Source organism: Anoxybacillus sp. B2M1 (assembly GCF_001634265.1).
Taxonomy (GTDB): domain Bacteria; phylum Bacillota; class Bacilli; order Bacillales; family Anoxybacillaceae; genus Anoxybacteroides; species Anoxybacteroides rupiense.
On record NZ_CP015435.1, the window covers coordinates 3,574,131 to 3,592,910 of the forward strand.

Sequence of the window (18,780 nt, forward strand, 5' to 3'; positions counted from 1 at the left end):
AATGGAAAGTGGCTGGACATTCCAAATGGAAAAATATCCAACGTCGAAAAAATGCACAGGATGCCAAACGCGGCAAACTGTTTATGAAATTGGCGAAGGAAATTTACGTTGCAGCCAAAACAGGTGGTGGCGATCCAAATGTCAACGCCGCGCTGCGTCTCGTCATTGAAAAAGCAAAAGCGGCGAATATGCCGAGCGATAATATTGAAAGGGCCATCAACAAAGCGGCAGGCAATCAGGAGCATGCCAACTATGAAGAAATTCGTTATGAAGCGTATGGTCCAGGTGGCGTGGCAGTCATGGTCGTTTGTCTGACGGATAATAAAAATCGCACAGCGGCAAATGTTCGCGCAGCATTTTCGAAAAACGGCGGAAATCTTGGAGAAACAGGATGCGTGTCCTATTTATTTGCAAGAAAAGGATGGCTTGTCATCGCTCGCGAAGGGTTAGAGATCGACGAGGATGAGCTGCTTCTCCAAGCGATTGAAGCAGGAGCGGAAGAAATGGAAACAATGGACGACTCATTTGAAATTTATACAGCACCGGAGCATTTTGAAGAGGTGAAAAACAAGCTTCAGGCGAATGGATTAACGTTTGTAAACGCTGAAATCACGATGATCCCGCAAACCTACACAACGCTGGAAGGCGATGACCTAACGAAAATGCTCAAGCTGATTGATATGCTTGAAGATGATGACGATGTTCAAGAAGTGTACCATAATTTAGATGAAACGGCGATACCATAAAACGATCATATTTCCCGTTCTTTGCAAGAGAGAACGTGATTTCTCTGCAGAGAATGGGATTTTTTATGAGAGGATACAAAATGTTCATCAACATCATGACTCAGTGATAGAAAAAATAATGAAAACCCATGGTGTTAGGGGGAATTTATATGCAACGATCATCCATATCACTTTCTCCCGAAAGCTTTATCCCCATGTAAGTATGCAGATGACGCTCCACTTCTGACCGTGAGTTTTGGCGGACGATTGTATATAGTACGAGGAAGATAAATGAACCGATTTTATCTAGCACCACAGGTAAATCAAGAATGGTAAGGTGCTATTCCTTTTTTTGGGGTATTCAGATGGCCGATTTTTTACATACTTCATTTTGGGAAGGAACATAATATGTTCCATGGAGGGATCAGTATGAAGAAAAATGAAGTCCGCTTAACAAGCGCTGAAATTGCAAATATATGGAATACCTATATATATGATAGCATGATGGAAAGCGTTATCACGCATTTTAAGTTAACAACCGCCGATGAAGAAGTGGGCGTGCTTCTGGAAGAAGGATTGAAAGTTGTCCAAAATCATCTGCAAAGTCTAGAGGAGCTATTTAGCAAGGAAGGAATTGCTAAACCAGACGGGTTCCCGGTCGATAAGCATGTGAATCGTCAAGCGCCAAAGCTTTTTTCCGATACATTTTATTTAGAGTATCTTAACCAAATGAGCCAATTTAAAATCACTTCACATGCTACTTCCATTGTGATGGCTTCTCGGGATGATATCCATCAGCTATATAAACAATTTAGCGAAGATGCGACTCAATTAAATAAGCGTGTGCGTACCGTGATGAAAAATCAAGGGATATATATACGTCCTCCTTATATGTCTTATCCAAAACAAGTGGACTATGTTGAAAAGCAAAGCTTTCTTACTGGATGGCTTGGACGCAGACGACCGCTTTTGGCAGTTGAAGCAGCCTATTTAGTGATGAACTCCATTAACAATGAAATCGCGAAGGCTACGCTAATCGGATTTGCGCAAGTAGCGAGGGATCCTGAAATTCGCAGCTTCTTTTTAAGAGGACAAAAAGTATGCAGTGAGATCATGACCTCCATTTTTGAGGTGCTACAGGAAGACAATATTCCAGCTTCGATGACATGGGACACAGTCGTCAATGAATCAACAGTTGCGCCATACTCAGAGCGATTAATGCTGTTTTTAGTCAATTCCTTATCAGGGCTCGGGGTTGGTATGTATGGACAGGCCATGGCGCTCTCATTGAGAAGAGATGTAGCGGCTCTCTACGCTTCTTTTATCGCGAAAGCGGGAGCCTATGCGGAGGATGGAGTGAATTTAATGATTGAGCGCGGATGGCTTGAACAACCGCCTCACTTCCTTGATCGCGAACGGCTTGTAGTGGAGTCGAAATAAAAACACTGATTTCTTGAGTGAGTGTCAGACCGTTGTTAAATGCTTTCATCCTGCGTCACTGGCCGCATTCGTCTGCTCATGAATTTCTTTTGTTCGATTTTTGTCTTTGTTCGGCTGCGTTTCTTGTCTGCCGGGCGTTTTCCGCTTAGGCTGATGTGGAACACCATAAATAGAGGATGAGAATGGTTGTAGACAAATCTCATTTTTGACTTTGTCTACAACCGGACACTCACTTCTTGAGTGAGTGTTTTTTATGGATAAAATTTTCTTAAAAGGTGAAACTATAAATAGCTTTCATTATTTACCGAGAAAGAGGGGAAGACAATGAAGCTTTTGATGGCTTGCTTGGCTATCGCGATTTCATTTATAAGTTCCTCAGCTGCCTTCGCTAAAGCGCCGGCCACTCAAATGACGATTTTGTTAGAACGAATATACGTGGACGGAGAAGTGAGTGAAGAAATTAAACAAGAAACGATTACATCGATGAAGGATATATGGAAAAAGTATGAAGGCTGGCAGCTTGTCAATCTTGATGATGAACAAATTGTGTTCCAGAAAATGGTTCAAGATATTTCACCTTTGTCAAAAGCGAATGGATATTTTGGCTTAACAAAGGATGGAACTTTATCTATTTTTGAAGGCAAGCCAGGAAAATCATCACGCGTGATTCAATCGTTTTTCCAGCTCGATATAAAAAAGCTAGAAAGCCATCAACAAGAACGGCTGAAAAAAGGTATTCGCGTGATTTCGAAAGATCGTTATAAAGAGGTCATTGAAGCCTATCGGCCATTTGCCGTTACTCAGTAAAAGACTTATCCAGACGATAAGTCTTTTTGTTTTGCAAAAGAGGAATATACATTCGTTTTTTTATTATCATATGGTACAATGAGAAACAGTACGGATAAGGGAAGGGGAAAAACGTTGATTGAGTTTGTTCGCGGATACATTGAGTATGTTTGTCCAGAATATATTGTCATTGAAACGGCCGGAGTTGGCTATCAAATTTTCACGCCAAACCCATTTTCGTTTCGGCCCAGTCATGATACAATCGTGACGGTCTATACATATCAATATGTGCGCGAAGACCTCATGGCTCTTTATGGGTTTCGGACGCGCGAAGAACGAACGCTATTTGCGAAACTGCTTCAAGTTTCCGGCATTGGCCCGAAAGGAGGGCTTGCTATTTTAGCCTCAGGAGATGTACGTCAGCTCGTGCAGGCGATTGAAGAGGAAAACGAAGCCTTTTTGTGCAAATTTCCGACCATCGGCAAAAAAACAGCGCGACAAATGATTCTTGATTTAAAAGGGAAACTGCAGGGAGTCATTCTAGGAGCGACGAACGACTTATTTACAAGCTGGGAGGATGAAAAGCAGGAGAATGCCTTTGACGAGGCGCTTGAAGTGCTAAAGGCTCTCGGCTATGCAGATCGTGAAATTCAAAAGGTGGCGCCTGCTCTAAAAAAGGAACCGATGTCTACCGATCAATATGTGAAGCGAGCGCTGCAATTACTATTAAAATAGGAGGGAAGGACGATGGAAGAGCGTCTTGTTGCCAGCGATGCCTCCAGCGAGGATGTATCGCTTGAATACAGCCTCCGCCCGCAACGCTTGCAGGAATATATCGGACAAGAGAAAGTAAAAGAAAATTTACAAGTTTTTATTGAAGCGGCAAAGCTGCGTGGCGAAACGTTGGATCATGTGCTTTTATACGGACCGCCCGGACTTGGAAAAACAACGCTGGCCGCCATTATCGCAAACGAAATGGGGGGGAACTTGCGCACCACCACTGGACCGGCGGTCGAACGCCCCGGAGACCTGGCGGCGATCTTAACTTCTCTTCAACCTGGAGATGTATTATTTATCGATGAAATTCATCGCCTTCACCGCTCGATTGAAGAAGTGCTGTATCCAGCTATGGAGGATTACTGCCTAGATATCGTTATTGGCAAAGGACAAACGGCTCGTTCGGTGCGTATTGACTTGCCGCCATTCACGCTTGTGGGCGCAACGACACGAGCTGGTGCTCTTTCTGCACCGCTCCGGGATCGCTTTGGTGTGCTCAGTCGGCTGGAATATTATGAGCCGGAGCAGCTTGCGCAAATTATCAAACGAACAGCAGATATTCTGGAAGTTAGGATTGACGAGGCGGCTGCTGTTGAGATCGCGCGTTGTTCGCGCGGCACTCCGCGCATTGCCAATCGCTTGTTGCGCAGAGTCAGAGATTTTGCCCAAGTAAAAGGCAACGGAGTGATTACACATGCCTTATCAACAGAAGCGCTGGAGTTGCTGCAAGTTGACCGTTTAGGATTGGATCATATTGATCATAAATTATTAAGAGCGATGATGGAAAAATTTCGCGGAGGTCCTGTCGGTGTAGATACGCTTGCGGCCACCATTGGTGAAGAAGCGCAAACAATTGAAGATGTATATGAGCCGTATTTGCTGCAAATCGGCTTTTTGCAGCGGACTCCTCGCGGGCGCATCGTCACTCATCGCGCCTATGAGCATTTTGGAATGGAGGTGCCAAAATCATGAGCAGTCTTCCTAAAATGATCATGATGATCGGAGCCATTTTGATTGTTGTGGGGTTTCTGATGCAATTTATTAAGCTGGGCAGGCTTCCTGGCGATATTGTCATCCAAAAGGGGAATACAACATTTTACTTTCCAGTTGTGACTTCTATTATTTTAAGTGTAGTGCTTTCGCTTGTGTTTTATTTTATCGGTCGATTTCGTTAACAACAATAGAAATGGGTGAACGCGATGAAAATAGATTTATTTGATTTTCATTTACCGGAGGAATTAATTGCACAAACACCGCTTGCGAACCGAGAAGCATCGAGATTGCTTATGCTCAATAAAAATACAGGAGAAACGAAACATCATGAAACCTTTCGAGCGATTTTATCGTATTTGAATGAAGGGGATTGTCTCGTATTAAATGATACAAGAGTATTGCCGGCGCGCCTTTATGGAGAAAAATCAGATACGGGCGCAAAAATTGAAGTGCTTTTATTAAAGCAAGTGGAAGGAGACCGTTGGGAAACGCTCGTGAAGCCAGCGAAGCGCGTGAAAGAAGGAACAAGCATTTTATTTGGTGACGGCCGTTTAAAAGCAACGTGCAGACAGGAGTTGGAGCACGGAGGAAGAATACTGGAATTTGCTTATGACGGAGTATTTTATGAGGTGTTGGAATCCTTGGGGGAGATGCCGCTCCCTCCATATATTAAAGAACAGCTCGACGATCAGGAGCGGTATCAAACCGTGTATGCCCGTGAACGCGGTTCGGCAGCAGCGCCGACAGCAGGGCTTCATTTTACGGAGCAGCTGCTTGAGGATATTCGTCAAAAAGGAGTGCATCTAGCTTTTATTACCCTTCATGTCGGACTTGGTACCTTCCGTCCCGTCAATGTTGAGAATATCGAAGAACATGATATGCATGCAGAATTTTACCAGATGACAGAAGGGACAGCGCGATTGTTGAATGAGGTGAAAGAGAAGGGCGGGCGAATTATCGCAGTCGGAACCACATCCACACGTACGCTTGAAACGATCGCATCGCGCCATAATGGAACGTTTATTGCCGAGAGCGGATGGACGGATATCTTTATTTATCCAGGCTATCAGTTTCAAGCGATTGATGGAATGATTACGAATTTTCACTTGCCTAAATCAACATTAATCATGCTAGTTAGCGCCTTAGCAGGGCGTGAAAATGTTTTGCGTGCTTATAAAGAAGCGGTGGAGAAGCGTTATCGTTTCTTTAGCTTCGGTGATGCGATGCTGATTATTTAAGAAAGGAGCTATTGATTTGACCCCGATTCGTTATGAACTTATCAAAACATGCAAGCAAACAGGAGCACGTCTCGGAATCATTCATACGCCGCATGGCTCCTTTGAAACGCCGATGTTTATGCCAGTCGGCACATTAGCGACTGTCAAAACGTTATCGCCTGAGGAATTAAAAGAAATGGGTGCAGGCATTATTTTAAGCAACACCTATCATCTATGGCTTCGTCCAGGGCATGATATTGTGAAAGAAGCGGGCGGATTGCATTCGTTTATGAACTGGGATCGCGGCATTTTGACTGATTCTGGCGGCTTTCAAGTCTTCAGCCTGAGTGAATTTCGCAAAATTGAAGAGGGAGGCGTATATTTTCGCAATCATTTAAATGGAGACAAGCTGTTTCTTTCGCCGGAAAAAGCGATGGAAATCCAAAATGCGCTCGGCTCTGATATCATGATGGCGTTTGATGAATGCCCGCCGTATCCTGCGACATATGAATATATGAAAAAATCGGTTGAGCGGACAAGCCGCTGGGCGGAACGCTGTTTAAAAGCGCATGCCCGTCCAAATGAACAGGGGCTGTTTGGCATTGTTCAAGGCGGTGAATTTGAGGACTTACGCAGACAGAGCGCGCAGGATCTTGTGTCTCTCGATTTTCCGGGCTATGCGGTCGGCGGTTTGTCGGTAGGAGAACCGAAAGATGTCATGAATCGCGTGCTTGAGTTTACAACGCCGCTTTTACCAGCCAATAAACCTCGCTATTTAATGGGAGTTGGTTCGCCGGACTCGCTCATTGACGGCGCCATCCGCGGAATTGACATGTTTGATTGCGTCTTGCCGACTCGCATTGGACGAAATGGAACGGTGATGACAAGCGAAGGGCGCCTTGTCATCAAAAATGCGCAATACGCCCGTGATTTTACGCCGCTGGATCCGAACTGCGGCTGCTATACATGCCGCAACTATACGCGCGCCTATATTCGTCATCTTATCAAATGTGATGAAACGTTTGGTATTCGCTTGACTTCTTATCATAACGTTTACTTTTTGATAAAATTAATGGAGCAAGTGAGACAAGCGATACGTGAAGATCGGCTTGGCGATTTTCGCGAAGAATTTTTTGAACGCTACGGATTTAATAGACCGAATGCGAAAAACTTTTAGAAAGGGGTGAAATCTATGGCGACGCTTGTGAATCTTTTGCCGCTTCTGATCATGTTCGCGATTTTCTATTTCCTGCTGATTCGTCCGCAGCAAAAACGGCAGCGGGCTGTTCAGCAAATGCAAGCGAACTTGAAAAAAGGCGATAAAATTATTACGATCGGCGGTTTGCATGGCATCATCGATTCCATCGATGAGAATAAAGTCGTGATCCGCGCGGGAGACGGTTCTCGTCTTACATACGATCGCTCTGCTATTCGCGAGGTTGTGGCAGAGAACAACCAATAGAATAAAAAAGGCTGCTTGGCAAAAAGCAGCTTCAGGCTGTAGACAAAGTCCGTTTTGACTTTGTCTACAATCATTTTAACCGTTTCACATCAGACTCGCTTGAAATCGCTCTTCTCAAAATGAAATGGGTGGGGAAGGCTGTATATTAATCTGCGTGCCGATTGGATGACGACAAATTGACTCCCATGACTCCCCCAAGCATGGCCGCTAATAAAAAGCCGAGATGATAAATCCATTGCTTTGTTGAAAATGTTTGCTCAAGTCCTAAAAACTGAAAGAAAAAGACGAGGAGTGTAAACACTAAGCTGGTAGTTCCACCGATAAGCCATCCGCGTTCCTTGCCTTTGCCTCCTGCGACAAATCCACCGATAAATACGGATAGAACAGATGCAGCAAAAATAACCCATGTTAATGAGGATTCTTGGATATCGGTCCATTTCAAAAGAAGTGATAATAAAAAGCTAATGATCAACGCTAGTAAAAAAATGGTTAGAACTCCGTAGACAACACCTTTGCCAAACCTAGCCATCTCGTTCATTCCCTCCGTTTAAGCCATCTTTAGCAAGAGTATATTCAGGCCCGGACATGTTTAGAATCAAATGAAGTTAGTTTTTACGAAAAAAGCCGCGAACAAATGGGATGCGTACTAACTCTTCTCGTTTAACCAGCTTGAAAATGACTAAAAGAATGACGTATACCACTGTTGTAATGATAATGGCGGCGATGGTCCTCATACTTATTGGAAGTGAAGTCAGAGAATGATAAAAAGCAAGATGTCCAACAAAACCTGCTGCAAGCATGACGAAAAATGTGTGAATATATTCGAATATGTAAATGGAATAAGAAATGACCTTCATGATTGTTGCGAAATGGAGAAGCGTAACAAGCACCGTACCAATGGCGATGGACAGAGCTGCTCCCATAATCCCTAAATTTGGCTGAGTGGCTAGCGCAAAAATACAAGCCGTTTTTACAACAGAGCCGATTAAGCTATTCATCATAGCCGCTTTCGCTAAATCCAGCCCCTGTAAAACTGCCTGAAGAGGCCCTTGGCAGTAATAAAAAAGGAAAAATGGTGCCATTACTTTAATAAAAATGGCAGAATGGCTTGTGCCATACATCAGCTGCATAATGGGATCGGCAAATACATACAGGACCACAACGGCCAGGCCTCCTGTAATCATGGATAATCGCATGGCTTGCTGAACGCGCCGCTCAATGAGAAACATTTGCTGCTGTGCCGCCGCTTCGCTAATAGCTGGAACGAGAGAGGTTGATAGTGAGTAGGTAATAAACGATGGCAGCATGAGCAGAGGTAAAGCATATCCGGTTAATTCCCCATATTGCCTGGTCGCTAATGAAGCAGCAACTCCTGCAAGCGCTAAGCTGTGGGCTACCACAATCGGTTCAAAAAACCAGGCGATTGAGCCAATGAGACGGCTTCCTGTTGTTGGCAAAGCGATGCGCATTAAGCTCATAAAGGTTTCTTTTCCGGCTTTAGCATAATGGAAAAATTGCGGACGAATGTTGATTCTTTTTTTGCGTTTGAACATGTAAAACAAATAGATGAGCGACCCTAATTCGCCGATCACGGATGAAAGCATCGCTCCCGCCGCAGCATATTCGATTCCATATGGTAAGAAGATGCTCGTGCAAAAGGCAATTAAACTAATACGAATGATTTGTTCAAGCAGCTGTGAATAGGCATATGGCTTCATTTGCTGTTTTCCTTGAAAATAACCGCGCAAAACGGAAGAAACAGCAACAATGGGAACAACAGGTGAAATCGCTAACAGCGGATAATAGGTGCGAGCATCTGTAAATAAGGTTGTCGATAAAAGCGGCGCAAGCAATACCATTGCCGGAAAAAAGATGGCGCTTAGCACACCTGTAGTGGCTAAAGAAACGACGAGAATTTTTTTTACTCTTCGCTGATCTCCTACCGCTTCCGCCTCCGCTACTAGCTTAGAAATAGCGACAGGCAAGCCCATTTGCGTAAGCGTTATGGCTAAGGCAAGCGTAGGCACGGCCATCATATATAAACCGACCCCTTCTTCACCAATGGCTCGGGCGATAACAATGCGATTGATAAATCCGAGCACTCGTGTGATAAGACCGGCAACGATTAGAATAAGTGTGCCTTTCAAAAATTTAGACATCCTGTATTTCCCTCCCTTCTCAAATAAGACGATCTTTTATACAATTAACTATATGCAAGAGATGTGAACAAGCATGACAAGTATTGTGGGACAAAACGGGGAGCGATGGCCATGGCAAATGAAAAAGAAAAAATGGAAGAACTGCGTGAACAATTGATGCCGGCGGTGCAAAGCAAGTATGAAGAGTTTCGCTTGCTTGGCTACGATCACGTAACGATAGAACAAATTTGGGAGTGTTTAGTGAGAAAAAAGTGGAAAAAATATGATGACGAAAGAAGGCTATATGAGCGTGTAAATGATATTTTATCGCTTTCAATTGGAGAATATATGGCTTTCTTGACAGCTGAATCATATCGTGAGCAGCGGGCCACTAAAGGTGATGATCTAGAAGAGCTACTAAATGAATTATTATAGCTATGTAGAAAATTGACAGCATTTGCGAACTGATTCATAATTAGGAATGTTGAAGCATTTCGAGAGGCTATAGCGAGGTTTTCTGATGACATAAGGAGGATTTTTTATGGTAAAAAGAAGTCGCATTCTGGCGTTTTTCTTAGTGCTGATTATTTTAGCAGGCACGCTAGGAACAACGACGAAAGGGATTATACATAATATCAAGCTCGGGCTTGATTTGCAAGGCGGCTTTGAAGTTTTATATGAGGTAAAGCCGGCGAAAAAAGGGGATAAAATTGACAAAACGACACTGACAAGCACCGTCAGTGCACTGAACAAGCGAATTAATGTACTGGGAGTCAGTGAACCAAATATTCAAGTAGAAGGAAAAAACCGGATTCGCGTCCAGCTTGCCGGTGTGAAAGATCAAAATCAGGCGCGGCAAATTTTATCGACCCAAGCGAAGCTGACCTTTCGCGATGTGCATGACAACGTCTTAATGGATGGAAGCGACCTGGCTGAAGGAGGAGCCAAGCTTTCGTTCGATGAGCATGGCAAGCCGAGTGTCGCCATTAAACTCAAAGATGCCGACAAGTTTAAGCAGGTGACGGAAAAAGTCTATAAAATGGGCGCGCCAAACAATTTATTAGTTATTTGGCTTGATTTTAAGGATGGCGTTGATTCCTATGCGAAAGAGGCGGGAAAAGCAAAGCCAAAGTATATTTCAGCAGCGGCGGTAAACCAAGTATTCGATCAAACGGATGTATCGATTGTTGGAAATTTCACGGTGGATGAAGCAAGACAGCTGGCTGACTTATTAAATGCTGGCGCGTTGCCGGTTGAGCTGAAAGAAGTTTATTCCACATCGATCGGTGCACAATTTGGAGAAAACGCCCTTCAGAAAACTATTCTTGCCGGTATTATTGGCGTGGCGCTAATTTTCCTCTTTATGATCGCGTTTTATCGCTTGCCTGGTGTGATTGCGGTCATTACGTTATCCGCTTATATTTATTTAATTTTGCTGATTTTCGATTGGATGAATGGCGTTCTGACATTGCCGGGGATAGCGGCGCTTATTTTGGGTGTCGGGATGGCCGTCGATGCCAATATTATCACATATGAGCGGATTAAAGAGGAAATCAAACTTGGAAAATCGATTATGTCCGCGTTTCGCACAGGAAATAAAGGATCGTTTGCGACAATCTTAGATGCGAATATTACAACCATTATTGCCGGTGTTGTGCTGTTTGTGTATGGAACAAGCTCTGTCAAAGGGTTTGCGACCATGCTGATTATCAGTATTTTAGTCAGCTTTATCACGGCTGTTTACGGCACGCGTCTGCTCCTTGGTTTGCTTGTGAATAGTCGCGTTTTACAAAATAAGCCAGGATATTTTGGCGTGAAAAAATCGGAAATTCTCGATATTGCTCAAACGAACGAGCATACAGAGGTGCCGACAAAGTTTGATCGTTGGGATTTCGTCAAACATAGCAAAAAATTCTTTATCTTTTCCGGCGCGTTAACGGTTGTTGGGATTGTTGCGCTGTTGACGATGAAATTAAATCTTGGCATTGATTTTGCGAGCGGCACACGCGTGGAAATCATGAGCGATTCTAAATTAAACGTGCAGCAATTGGAGGATCAGTTCCAGAAATTAAACTTACAGCCAAAAGATATCGTTTTATCTGGAAAGAATGAAGAAGTTGGCGTTGCGCGCTTTATCGGCGTTTTAAACAAACATGAAATTTCTGAGCTCAAGCAGTATTTTAAGGAGCAATATGGATCGGAACCGAACGTCAGCACCGTATCGCCGACTGTAGGAAAAGAATTGGCGCGCAACGCGTTGATCGCTGTGCTGATTTCATCGCTTGGTATCATCATTTATGTGACGATCCGCTTTGAGATGTATATGGCGCTTGCGGCTATTGTCTCACTTTTACATGACGCTTTTATTATTGTGATGTTTTTCAGTTTCACGCAGCTAGAGGTCGATTTAACATTTATTGCCGCCGTTTTGACGATCATCGGCTACTCGATTAATGACACGATTGTGACATTTGACCGGATTCGCGACTTGATGAAAAAACGGAAAGTCAAAACGATTGAGGATTTGCAGCATGTAGTGAATCGAGCATTGCAACAGACGCTGACCCGTTCCATTAACACCGTTCTGACCGTGATTTTTACGGTTGTCGCATTATTGATGTTTGGAAGCGAGGCGATTCGCAACTTTAATCTAGCCTTGCTAGTTGGACTTGTTTCCGGCGTATACTCTTCTCTGTTTATTGCCGCACAGCTATGGGTGGTATGGAAAGGAAAGCAATTGAAAAAAGGAAAAACGAAAAAGCCGGATCATCAGGATGCAGAACCACAAGTATAACGGTCTAAGAATAGAGTGGCGACCAAAAGCGCCGCTCTATTTTTTTGAAGAAGCGAAAAAATGGATAAACTAAAACGGCGTGATGTCTTGATGAAAGGAAGAGAATCGTGGAGAAAGAAGAACGCTTCAAACAGGCCGAGTTTGCCGCGATTATTGGGATTTTAGGAAATATTGTATTAGCCGCAGTGAAAGGTGCTGCCGGCATCATGGGAAACAGCAAGGCATTGCTAGCAGATGCTGTTCATTCTGCTTCTGATGTTGCTGGATCGCTTGCCGTTTGGGTTGGATTGCGGGCAGCCAAGCGTCCGCCCGATGAAGATCACCCGTATGGTCATGGCAAGGCAGAATCCATCGCTGCTATTATTGTAGCGGTATTGTTATTTATTGTTGGCGCCGAAATGGGGCGTTCATCGCTACAAGCCTTTTTTCAGCCGCTGCATCCGCCGAAATGGTTGGCCATTTACGTAGTTGTCCTTTCCATTGTGGTGAAAGAAGCCATGTTTCGCTACAAATATCGCTTAGGAAAAAAATTAAACAGTCAGGCGATTATCGTCAATGCATATGAGCACCGTTCCGATGTTTTTTCTTCCATTGCTGCGCTCATTGGCATTGGAGCGGCGATGGCAGGCCACTCATTGGGGATAAACAAGCTCGTCTACGCAGATCCTATCGCTGGATTATTTGTTTCTTTTCTCGTGTTAAAAATGGCCTGGGAGCTTGGCAAACAGTCGATTCACACTACATTAGACCATGTGCTTCACGAAGAAGATACCGTTCATCTTCGCCAAGCGGTACTCCAGTTTCCTGAAGTCAAGCAAATTCATGAATTGCATGCGCGCGAGCATGGCCATTACGTCATTATTGACCTGAAAATTGCCGTTGATCCCTTGCTTACTGTAGAAGAGGGGCATCGGATCGGCAAAGCCGTGAAAGAAAGATTGCTTCGCATGCCAAATATAGAAAATGTCATGGTGCATATTAATCCTTACCATCCCGAAAAATAGACGGCCCAGACTGTGAATAAATGTTTTCATCGCGCGCTGTTTGCCTCGTTCATCCCCTTATAAAACGGCTTGGCTGTATTCCTTATCCGCCAAGTACGGTTTGGGGAAGAAAAAATCGAAAGGGATGGATGGCAAAGCTCAAATGGACTTTCGCTATAATCTGACTAATATCACATTGCCCCTATTCTTCTCCTTTTGTATAATAGGAGAAGTTGAGGTGGGAGACATGTTAACGGCAAAAACTCGATGGGATGTGAAGCGTCCCGATAAAAATAAAGTGGATCAGTTAATGAAGGAGCTGGATATTGCTCCACTTGTGGCTTCGCTGCTTGTGAACCGTGGAATTGATACTGCACGAGCGGCAGCCGCCTTTTTATATCCAGAAAAACAACCGTTTCACGATCCTTTTTTGCTAGATGATATGCATCGAGCTATAGAAAGGATTCAGCAGGCGGTGCGAAATGAGGAGCATATTCTTGTATTCGGAGATTATGATGCTGACGGTGTAAGCAGCACAACCGTCATGATGAGCGCATTGTCTCAAATAGGCGCGAAAGCGGATTTTTACATACCCAATCGCTTTACTGAAGGATATGGACCAAATAAAAATGCTTTTTGTCTTGCCAAAGAAAAAGGCGTGTCTTTAATCATCACAGTGGACAATGGAATTGCTGCAGTCGAAGAAGTGGCGCTGGCAAATGAGCTAGGCATGGACGTTATTATTACCGATCATCATGAGCCGGGACCTACACTTCCTGAAGCATTGGCGATTATTCACCCGAAAAAGCCGGGCAGCACATACCCGTTTCGTGATTTAGCTGGGGTAGGCGTGGCTTTTAAGCTGGCGCATGCATTGCTTGGAGAAGTGCCAGAACATTTGCTTGATATCGTGGCGATTGGAACCATTGCTGACCTCGTGCCGCTTACAGGTGAAAATCGTCTGCTTGCCGCAAAAGGAATCGAGCAATTGCGAGATACAAAGCGCATCGGGTTGCGTGCTCTATTGAAGCAATGCGGTACCAACTTGAGCCAAGTGAATGAGGAAACAGTCGGGTTTGCCATCGCTCCGCGAATTAATGCGGTCGGAAGACTTGGAGACGCCGCCCCTGCTGTTCGGCTGCTCATGACGGAGGATGAAGCAGAAGCGCACGAACTAGCGAAAAAAACGGAGATGCTGAATCGGGAGCGGCAAAAGCTAGTAAATGAAATGACGGAAGAAGCCGTTGCGATCATACAGGAGCAATTTCCTCCTGAGAAACAGCATGTGCTTGTTGTAGCAAAAGAAGGCTGGAATGTTGGAGTTATCGGGATCGTAGCCTCTCGGCTTGTCGAACAATTTTACCGGCCGACCATTGTTCTAAGTATCGATCCGGAAAAAGGGATTGCGAAAGGATCGGCGCGCAGCATTCAAGGATTTGATCTATTTGCCCATTTGTCAAAATGCCGCGATATTTTGCCCCATTTTGGCGGACATCCGATGGCGGCTGGAATGACCCTTTCACTTGAAGATGTCGATGAATTGCGGGAACGCCTTAATGCGTTTGCGAAGGAAGCATTGACCGAGGAAGATTTTATCCCGATCACTTCCATTGATGCCGCCTGCTCGATTGATGACATTACCTTAGGGGCATTAGAACAAATCGAAAAACTCTCCCCATTTGGGACAGAGAACCCGCGCCCTCTTATTTTAATTGAAGACGCATCCGTGCAAAGCATGCGGCGTATCGGCGCTGACCAATCACATATAAAAATCGTGTTTGAACAGGATGGGGCAACACTGGAATGTGTCGGATTTGGCTATGGATATTTGCATGATGAAATTGCTCCTAATGCAAAGGTTTCCATTGTTGGATCATTATCGGTAAATGAATGGAACCATCTTCGCAAACCGCAGCTGATGATTTGTGATGCCGCTGTGCGAGAATGGCAGCTGTTTGATATAAGAGGAATCCAGCATGTGCACTCTCTTTTTTCGCTGCTTCCCGCTGATCGGCGCCGGTTTATCGCATTTGGTCAAGAGACAATAGAAGCGCTTCGTCTGCAGTCTTATCGTGAAGAAATAGATGTCATTGAAGCGATAGAGGAAGCGAAGCGTCTTTCTTTGGATGGGAGCTATGTCGTTTTGCTTGACCTGCCGCCAACTTTAGAAATGATAAAAGTTTTATTAAGTTATAGTTTACCTGCGCGCATTTATGCGTTATTCTATCAAAGGGAGACTCATTTTTTCAGCACGTTGCCGACGCGCGACCATTTTAAGTGGTTTTATGCGTTTTTGATGAAGCGAGGTACATTCCATCTCGAAAAATACGGCGATGAGCTGGCGCGCTCGCGCGGTTGGACGAAGGAAACGATTCGTTTTATGGTGCAAGTATTTTTAGAATTGCAGTTTGTAACGGTGGACAATGGGATCGTTTCGCTTGTTCCAAATCCCAAAAAGCGCGATTTAGCCGAATCTCCTACGTATCGTTTAAAACAGGCTCAGCTTGAGCTGGAAAATATGCTTTTATATTCATCGTATGAACAACTTAAGCGCACCTTTTCCGAAATAAAAGCGTTGCGGACATATGAGGAGGCAAAAATGTAATGGACTTAAAACAATATGTAACGATTGTACCGGATTTCCCGAAGCCAGGGATTATGTTTAAAGACATTACAACCATCATGGATAAAGGCGAAGTGTATAAATATGCGACAGATCAAATTGTGCAATATGCGCGGGAAAAAGAAATCGATCTTGTCGTTGGTCCAGAAGCGCGCGGCTTTATTATCGGCTGCCCTGTCGCTTATGCGCTCGGGGTTGGGTTTGCGCCTGTAAGGAAGGAAGGAAAGCTGCCGCGCGAGGTCGTTCGTGTCGAATACGGTTTAGAGTATGGAAAAGATGTATTGACCATGCATAAAGATGCCATTAAACCGGGACAGCGCGTGCTGATTACAGACGATCTATTAGCCACTGGCGGAACGATTGAAGCAACGATCAAACTGGTAGAGCAGCTTGGCGGTGTGGTCGCCGGCATTGCATTCTTAATTGAGCTTACGTATTTAGAAGGGCGCAACAAATTAGATGGTTATGATATTTTAACATTAATGCAATTCTAACCATCGACATTTTTCTTTTATTTCGCTAAAATGGTAAGAAGAGATGTTTGCAAGGGGGCACTCTAACGGGTGCTCTTTCTTATTAGTTTCTTTACATTTAAAAAAATTTTCATGATAATGGTATTAAATTATACACATAAGGTGATCTCATGGCCAATGAACAGGTGTTGACAGCGGAACAAGTCATCGAGCAGGCAAGCCGATATTTGTCGGAAATGGATGTTGAATTGATCAGAAAGGCATATGAATTTGCCAGAGAGTCCCATCGCGAGCAATATCGAAAATCAGGGGAGCCCTATATTATCCATCCTATTCAAGTAGCGGGAATTTTAGTAGATTTAAAAATGGACGCGATTACGATTGCTGCCGGCTTCTTGCACGATGTTGTCGAGGATACAGCTGCCACGAAAGAAGATTTAGAGCGGGAGTTTGGCGGCGAAGTAGCTATGCTTGTGGATGGTGTGACAAAGCTCGGCAAGATTAAATACAAATCCCAAGAAGAGCAGCAGGCTGAAAATCATCGAAAAATGTTTTTAGCAATGGCACAAGATATTCGTGTGATTTTGATTAAATTGGCAGATCGGCTCCATAACATGCGGACGTTGAAGCATTTGCCAATTGAAAAACAGCGAAGAATCGCCAACGAGACACTGGAAATTTTTGCGCCGCTTGCCCATCGCCTCGGAATTTCGAAAATCAAATGGGAGCTTGAGGATACGTCGCTTCGTTATTTAAATCCGCAGCAATATTACCGCATTGTGAATTTAATGAAGAAAAAACGAGCCGAGCGCGAGCAATATTTGGAAGAGGTTATTCAAGAAGTGCGCGATCGGTTAAGCGAATTTTCGATCAAAGGTGAAATTTCCGGAAGGCCGAAGCATATTTACAGCATTTATCGAAAAATGGCGCTGCAAAATAAGCAATTTAATGAAATTTATGATTTACTAGCAGTTCGCATCATTGTGAACAGCATAAAAGACTGCTATGCGGTGTTGGGCATTATTCATACATGCTGGAAGCCAATGCCAGGCCGTTTTAAAGATTATATTGCGATGCCAAAGACCAATATGTATCAATCTTTGCATACGACTGTCATTGGCCCAAAAGGGGAGCCTTTGGAAGTGCAAATTCGCACATTTGAAATGCATCAAATTGCCGAATTCGGAATTGCGGCACATTGGGCGTACAAAGAAGGAAAGATGGTCAAACCGAATTCTTTTGAAGAAAAGCTTTCCTGGTTTCGGGAAATTTTAGAATGGCAAAACGATGCAAGCAATGCCGAAGAATTTATGGAAACGCTAAAGATGGATTTATTTTCGGATACGGTGTTCGTCTTTACTCCGAAAGGCGACGTTATTGAGCTTCCAGCAGGTTCGGTGCCGATTGACTTCGCTTATCGGATTCATTCTGAAATCGGAAATAAAACGATCGGAGCGAAAGTGAATGGGAAAATGGTACCGTTGGATTATAAGCTTAAGACAGGCGATATTGTCGAAATATTAACATCCAAGCATTCATACGGTCCGAGCCAAGATTGGCTAAAGCTTGCGCAAACTTCCCATGCCAAAAATAAAATTCGCCAATTCTTTAAAAAACAGCGACGCGAAGAGAATATTGAAAAAGGAAAAGAGCTTGTGGAAAAGGAAATTCGCGTTCTTGGCTTCGATGTGAAAGATATATTGACGGTCGAAAATGTCAAGAGAGTGGCGGAAAAGTTCAACTTCTCTAATGAAGAAGATATGTATGCGGCTGTTGGTTATCATGGGATTACTGCTGCGCAAATTGCTCATCGCTTAACAGATAAATGGCGGAAGCAGCGCGATTTGGAGGAGCAGCAAAAAAGATTGGCGGAGTCGGCGCAGGAGATGAAGACGCCGATTGGGAAAAAACGCGATTATGGCATTCAAGTGCAGGGAATCGATAATTTATTGATTCGTCTCTCACGTTGCTGTAATCCAGTTCCAGGCGACGAAATTATCGGATTTATTACAAGAGGACGCGGAGTCTCTGTTCACCGAACAGATTGTCCTAACGTAAAATCAAGCGAAGTAGAAGATCGGCTGATTTCGGTAGAATGGGAAAGCGATACGAAAACCAACCGCGAATATAACGTGGAAATTGAAATTTCCGGATTTGATCGACGCGGACTGCTCAATGAAGTATTGCAGGCCGTTAATGAAACGAAAACGGATATTTCCGCTGTTTCAGGAAGATCCGATCACCGCAATAAGATTGCTACCATTCATATGACGATTGCGATTCAAAACGTGAGCCATCTGCAAAAAATCGTAGAACGAATCAAGCAAATTCCAGATATTTATTCTGTGCAGCGAATTATGAACAATTAG

General features: G+C 44.0%; 17 protein-coding genes. 15 read left to right on the plus strand and 2 right to left on the minus strand.

Annotation, left to right across the window (positions count from 1 at the left end; translation table 11 throughout):
* Positions 1-8 precede the first annotated feature (8 nt).
* The 9 genes from GFC28_RS17330 (at position 9) to yajC (ending at position 7,400) form a co-directional block, all read left to right on the plus strand.
* Complete coding sequence (locus tag GFC28_RS17330; protein WP_044744663.1) at positions 9-746, plus strand: YebC/PmpR family DNA-binding transcriptional regulator; 738 nt, start codon at positions 9-11, stop codon at positions 744-746.
* A gap of 408 nt (positions 747-1,154) precedes the next feature.
* Positions 1,155-2,165: a DUF3231 family protein gene (locus GFC28_RS17335; RefSeq protein ID WP_052660997.1), complete on the plus strand. Its 1,011-nt coding sequence runs from the start codon at positions 1,155-1,157 to the stop codon at positions 2,163-2,165.
* A 324-nt stretch (positions 2,166-2,489) separates the two neighbouring features.
* Positions 2,490-2,972: an intercompartmental signaling factor BofC gene (locus tag GFC28_RS17340; protein ID WP_044744661.1), complete on the plus strand. Its 483-nt coding sequence runs from the start codon at positions 2,490-2,492 to the stop codon at positions 2,970-2,972.
* A gap of 114 nt (positions 2,973-3,086) precedes the next feature.
* On the plus strand, positions 3,087-3,686 hold the full coding sequence (gene ruvA, locus GFC28_RS17345) for a Holliday junction branch migration protein RuvA (protein ID WP_044744660.1): 600 nt from the start codon (positions 3,087-3,089) through the stop codon (positions 3,684-3,686).
* Between the two features lie 12 nt (positions 3,687-3,698).
* Positions 3,699-4,700 (plus strand): Holliday junction branch migration DNA helicase RuvB, encoded by a 1,002-nt coding sequence (gene ruvB / locus GFC28_RS17350; RefSeq protein WP_044744659.1) that lies wholly within the window; start codon positions 3,699-3,701, stop codon positions 4,698-4,700.
* Positions 4,697-4,903: a DUF2905 domain-containing protein gene (locus GFC28_RS17355; protein ID WP_044744658.1), complete on the plus strand. Its 207-nt coding sequence runs from the start codon at positions 4,697-4,699 to the stop codon at positions 4,901-4,903. The genes ruvB and GFC28_RS17355 overlap by 4 nt, the downstream gene beginning before the upstream one ends.
* Positions 4,904-4,927: 24 nt before the next feature.
* Positions 4,928-5,959 (plus strand): tRNA preQ1(34) S-adenosylmethionine ribosyltransferase-isomerase QueA, encoded by a 1,032-nt coding sequence (queA, locus tag GFC28_RS17360; protein ID WP_044744657.1) that lies wholly within the window; start codon positions 4,928-4,930, stop codon positions 5,957-5,959.
* Between the two features lie 16 nt (positions 5,960-5,975).
* Positions 5,976-7,115 (plus strand): tRNA guanosine(34) transglycosylase Tgt, encoded by a 1,140-nt coding sequence (gene tgt / locus GFC28_RS17365; protein WP_044744656.1) that lies wholly within the window; start codon positions 5,976-5,978, stop codon positions 7,113-7,115.
* 15 nt (positions 7,116-7,130) lie between these two features.
* Complete coding sequence (yajC, locus tag GFC28_RS17370) at positions 7,131-7,400, plus strand: preprotein translocase subunit YajC (protein WP_044744655.1); 270 nt, start codon at positions 7,131-7,133, stop codon at positions 7,398-7,400.
* Positions 7,401-7,545: 145 nt separating this feature from the next.
* Here the strand turns inward: yajC and GFC28_RS17375 are convergent, their stop codons facing one another.
* Entirely contained in the window at positions 7,546-7,929 is a 384-nt protein-coding gene (locus tag GFC28_RS17375) for a TIGR04086 family membrane protein (protein ID WP_044744654.1), read from the minus strand.
* A 76-nt stretch (positions 7,930-8,005) separates the two neighbouring features.
* Complete coding sequence (gene spoVB / locus GFC28_RS17380) at positions 8,006-9,559, minus strand: stage V sporulation protein B (protein WP_044744653.1); 1,554 nt, start codon at positions 9,557-9,559, stop codon at positions 8,006-8,008.
* A gap of 111 nt (positions 9,560-9,670) precedes the next feature.
* Here spoVB and GFC28_RS17385 point away from each other — a divergent pair, with 111 nt between their 5' ends.
* The 6 genes from GFC28_RS17385 (at position 9,671) to GFC28_RS17410 (ending at position 18,780) form a co-directional block, all read left to right on the plus strand.
* Positions 9,671-9,973 carry a post-transcriptional regulator gene (locus GFC28_RS17385; protein ID WP_052660996.1) on the plus strand — a complete coding sequence of 101 codons (303 nt, stop codon included), beginning with the start codon at positions 9,671-9,673 and terminating at the stop codon, positions 9,971-9,973.
* A gap of 106 nt (positions 9,974-10,079) precedes the next feature.
* Complete coding sequence (gene secDF / locus GFC28_RS17390) at positions 10,080-12,332, plus strand: protein translocase subunit SecDF (protein WP_044744652.1); 2,253 nt, start codon at positions 10,080-10,082, stop codon at positions 12,330-12,332.
* A 107-nt stretch (positions 12,333-12,439) separates the two neighbouring features.
* Complete coding sequence (locus GFC28_RS17395; protein WP_044744651.1) at positions 12,440-13,336, plus strand: cation diffusion facilitator family transporter; 897 nt, start codon at positions 12,440-12,442, stop codon at positions 13,334-13,336.
* Between the two features lie 226 nt (positions 13,337-13,562).
* Positions 13,563-15,920, plus strand: a complete 2,358-nt coding sequence (gene recJ, locus GFC28_RS17400; protein ID WP_044744706.1) for a single-stranded-DNA-specific exonuclease RecJ — start codon at positions 13,563-13,565, stop codon at positions 15,918-15,920.
* Positions 15,920-16,432 (plus strand): adenine phosphoribosyltransferase, encoded by a 513-nt coding sequence (locus GFC28_RS17405; RefSeq protein ID WP_044744650.1) that lies wholly within the window; start codon positions 15,920-15,922, stop codon positions 16,430-16,432. Before recJ ends, GFC28_RS17405 begins: the two co-directional genes overlap by 1 nt.
* Positions 16,433-16,581: 149 nt before the next feature.
* On the plus strand, positions 16,582-18,780 hold the full coding sequence (locus GFC28_RS17410; RefSeq protein ID WP_044744649.1) for a RelA/SpoT family protein: 2,199 nt from the start codon (positions 16,582-16,584) through the stop codon (positions 18,778-18,780).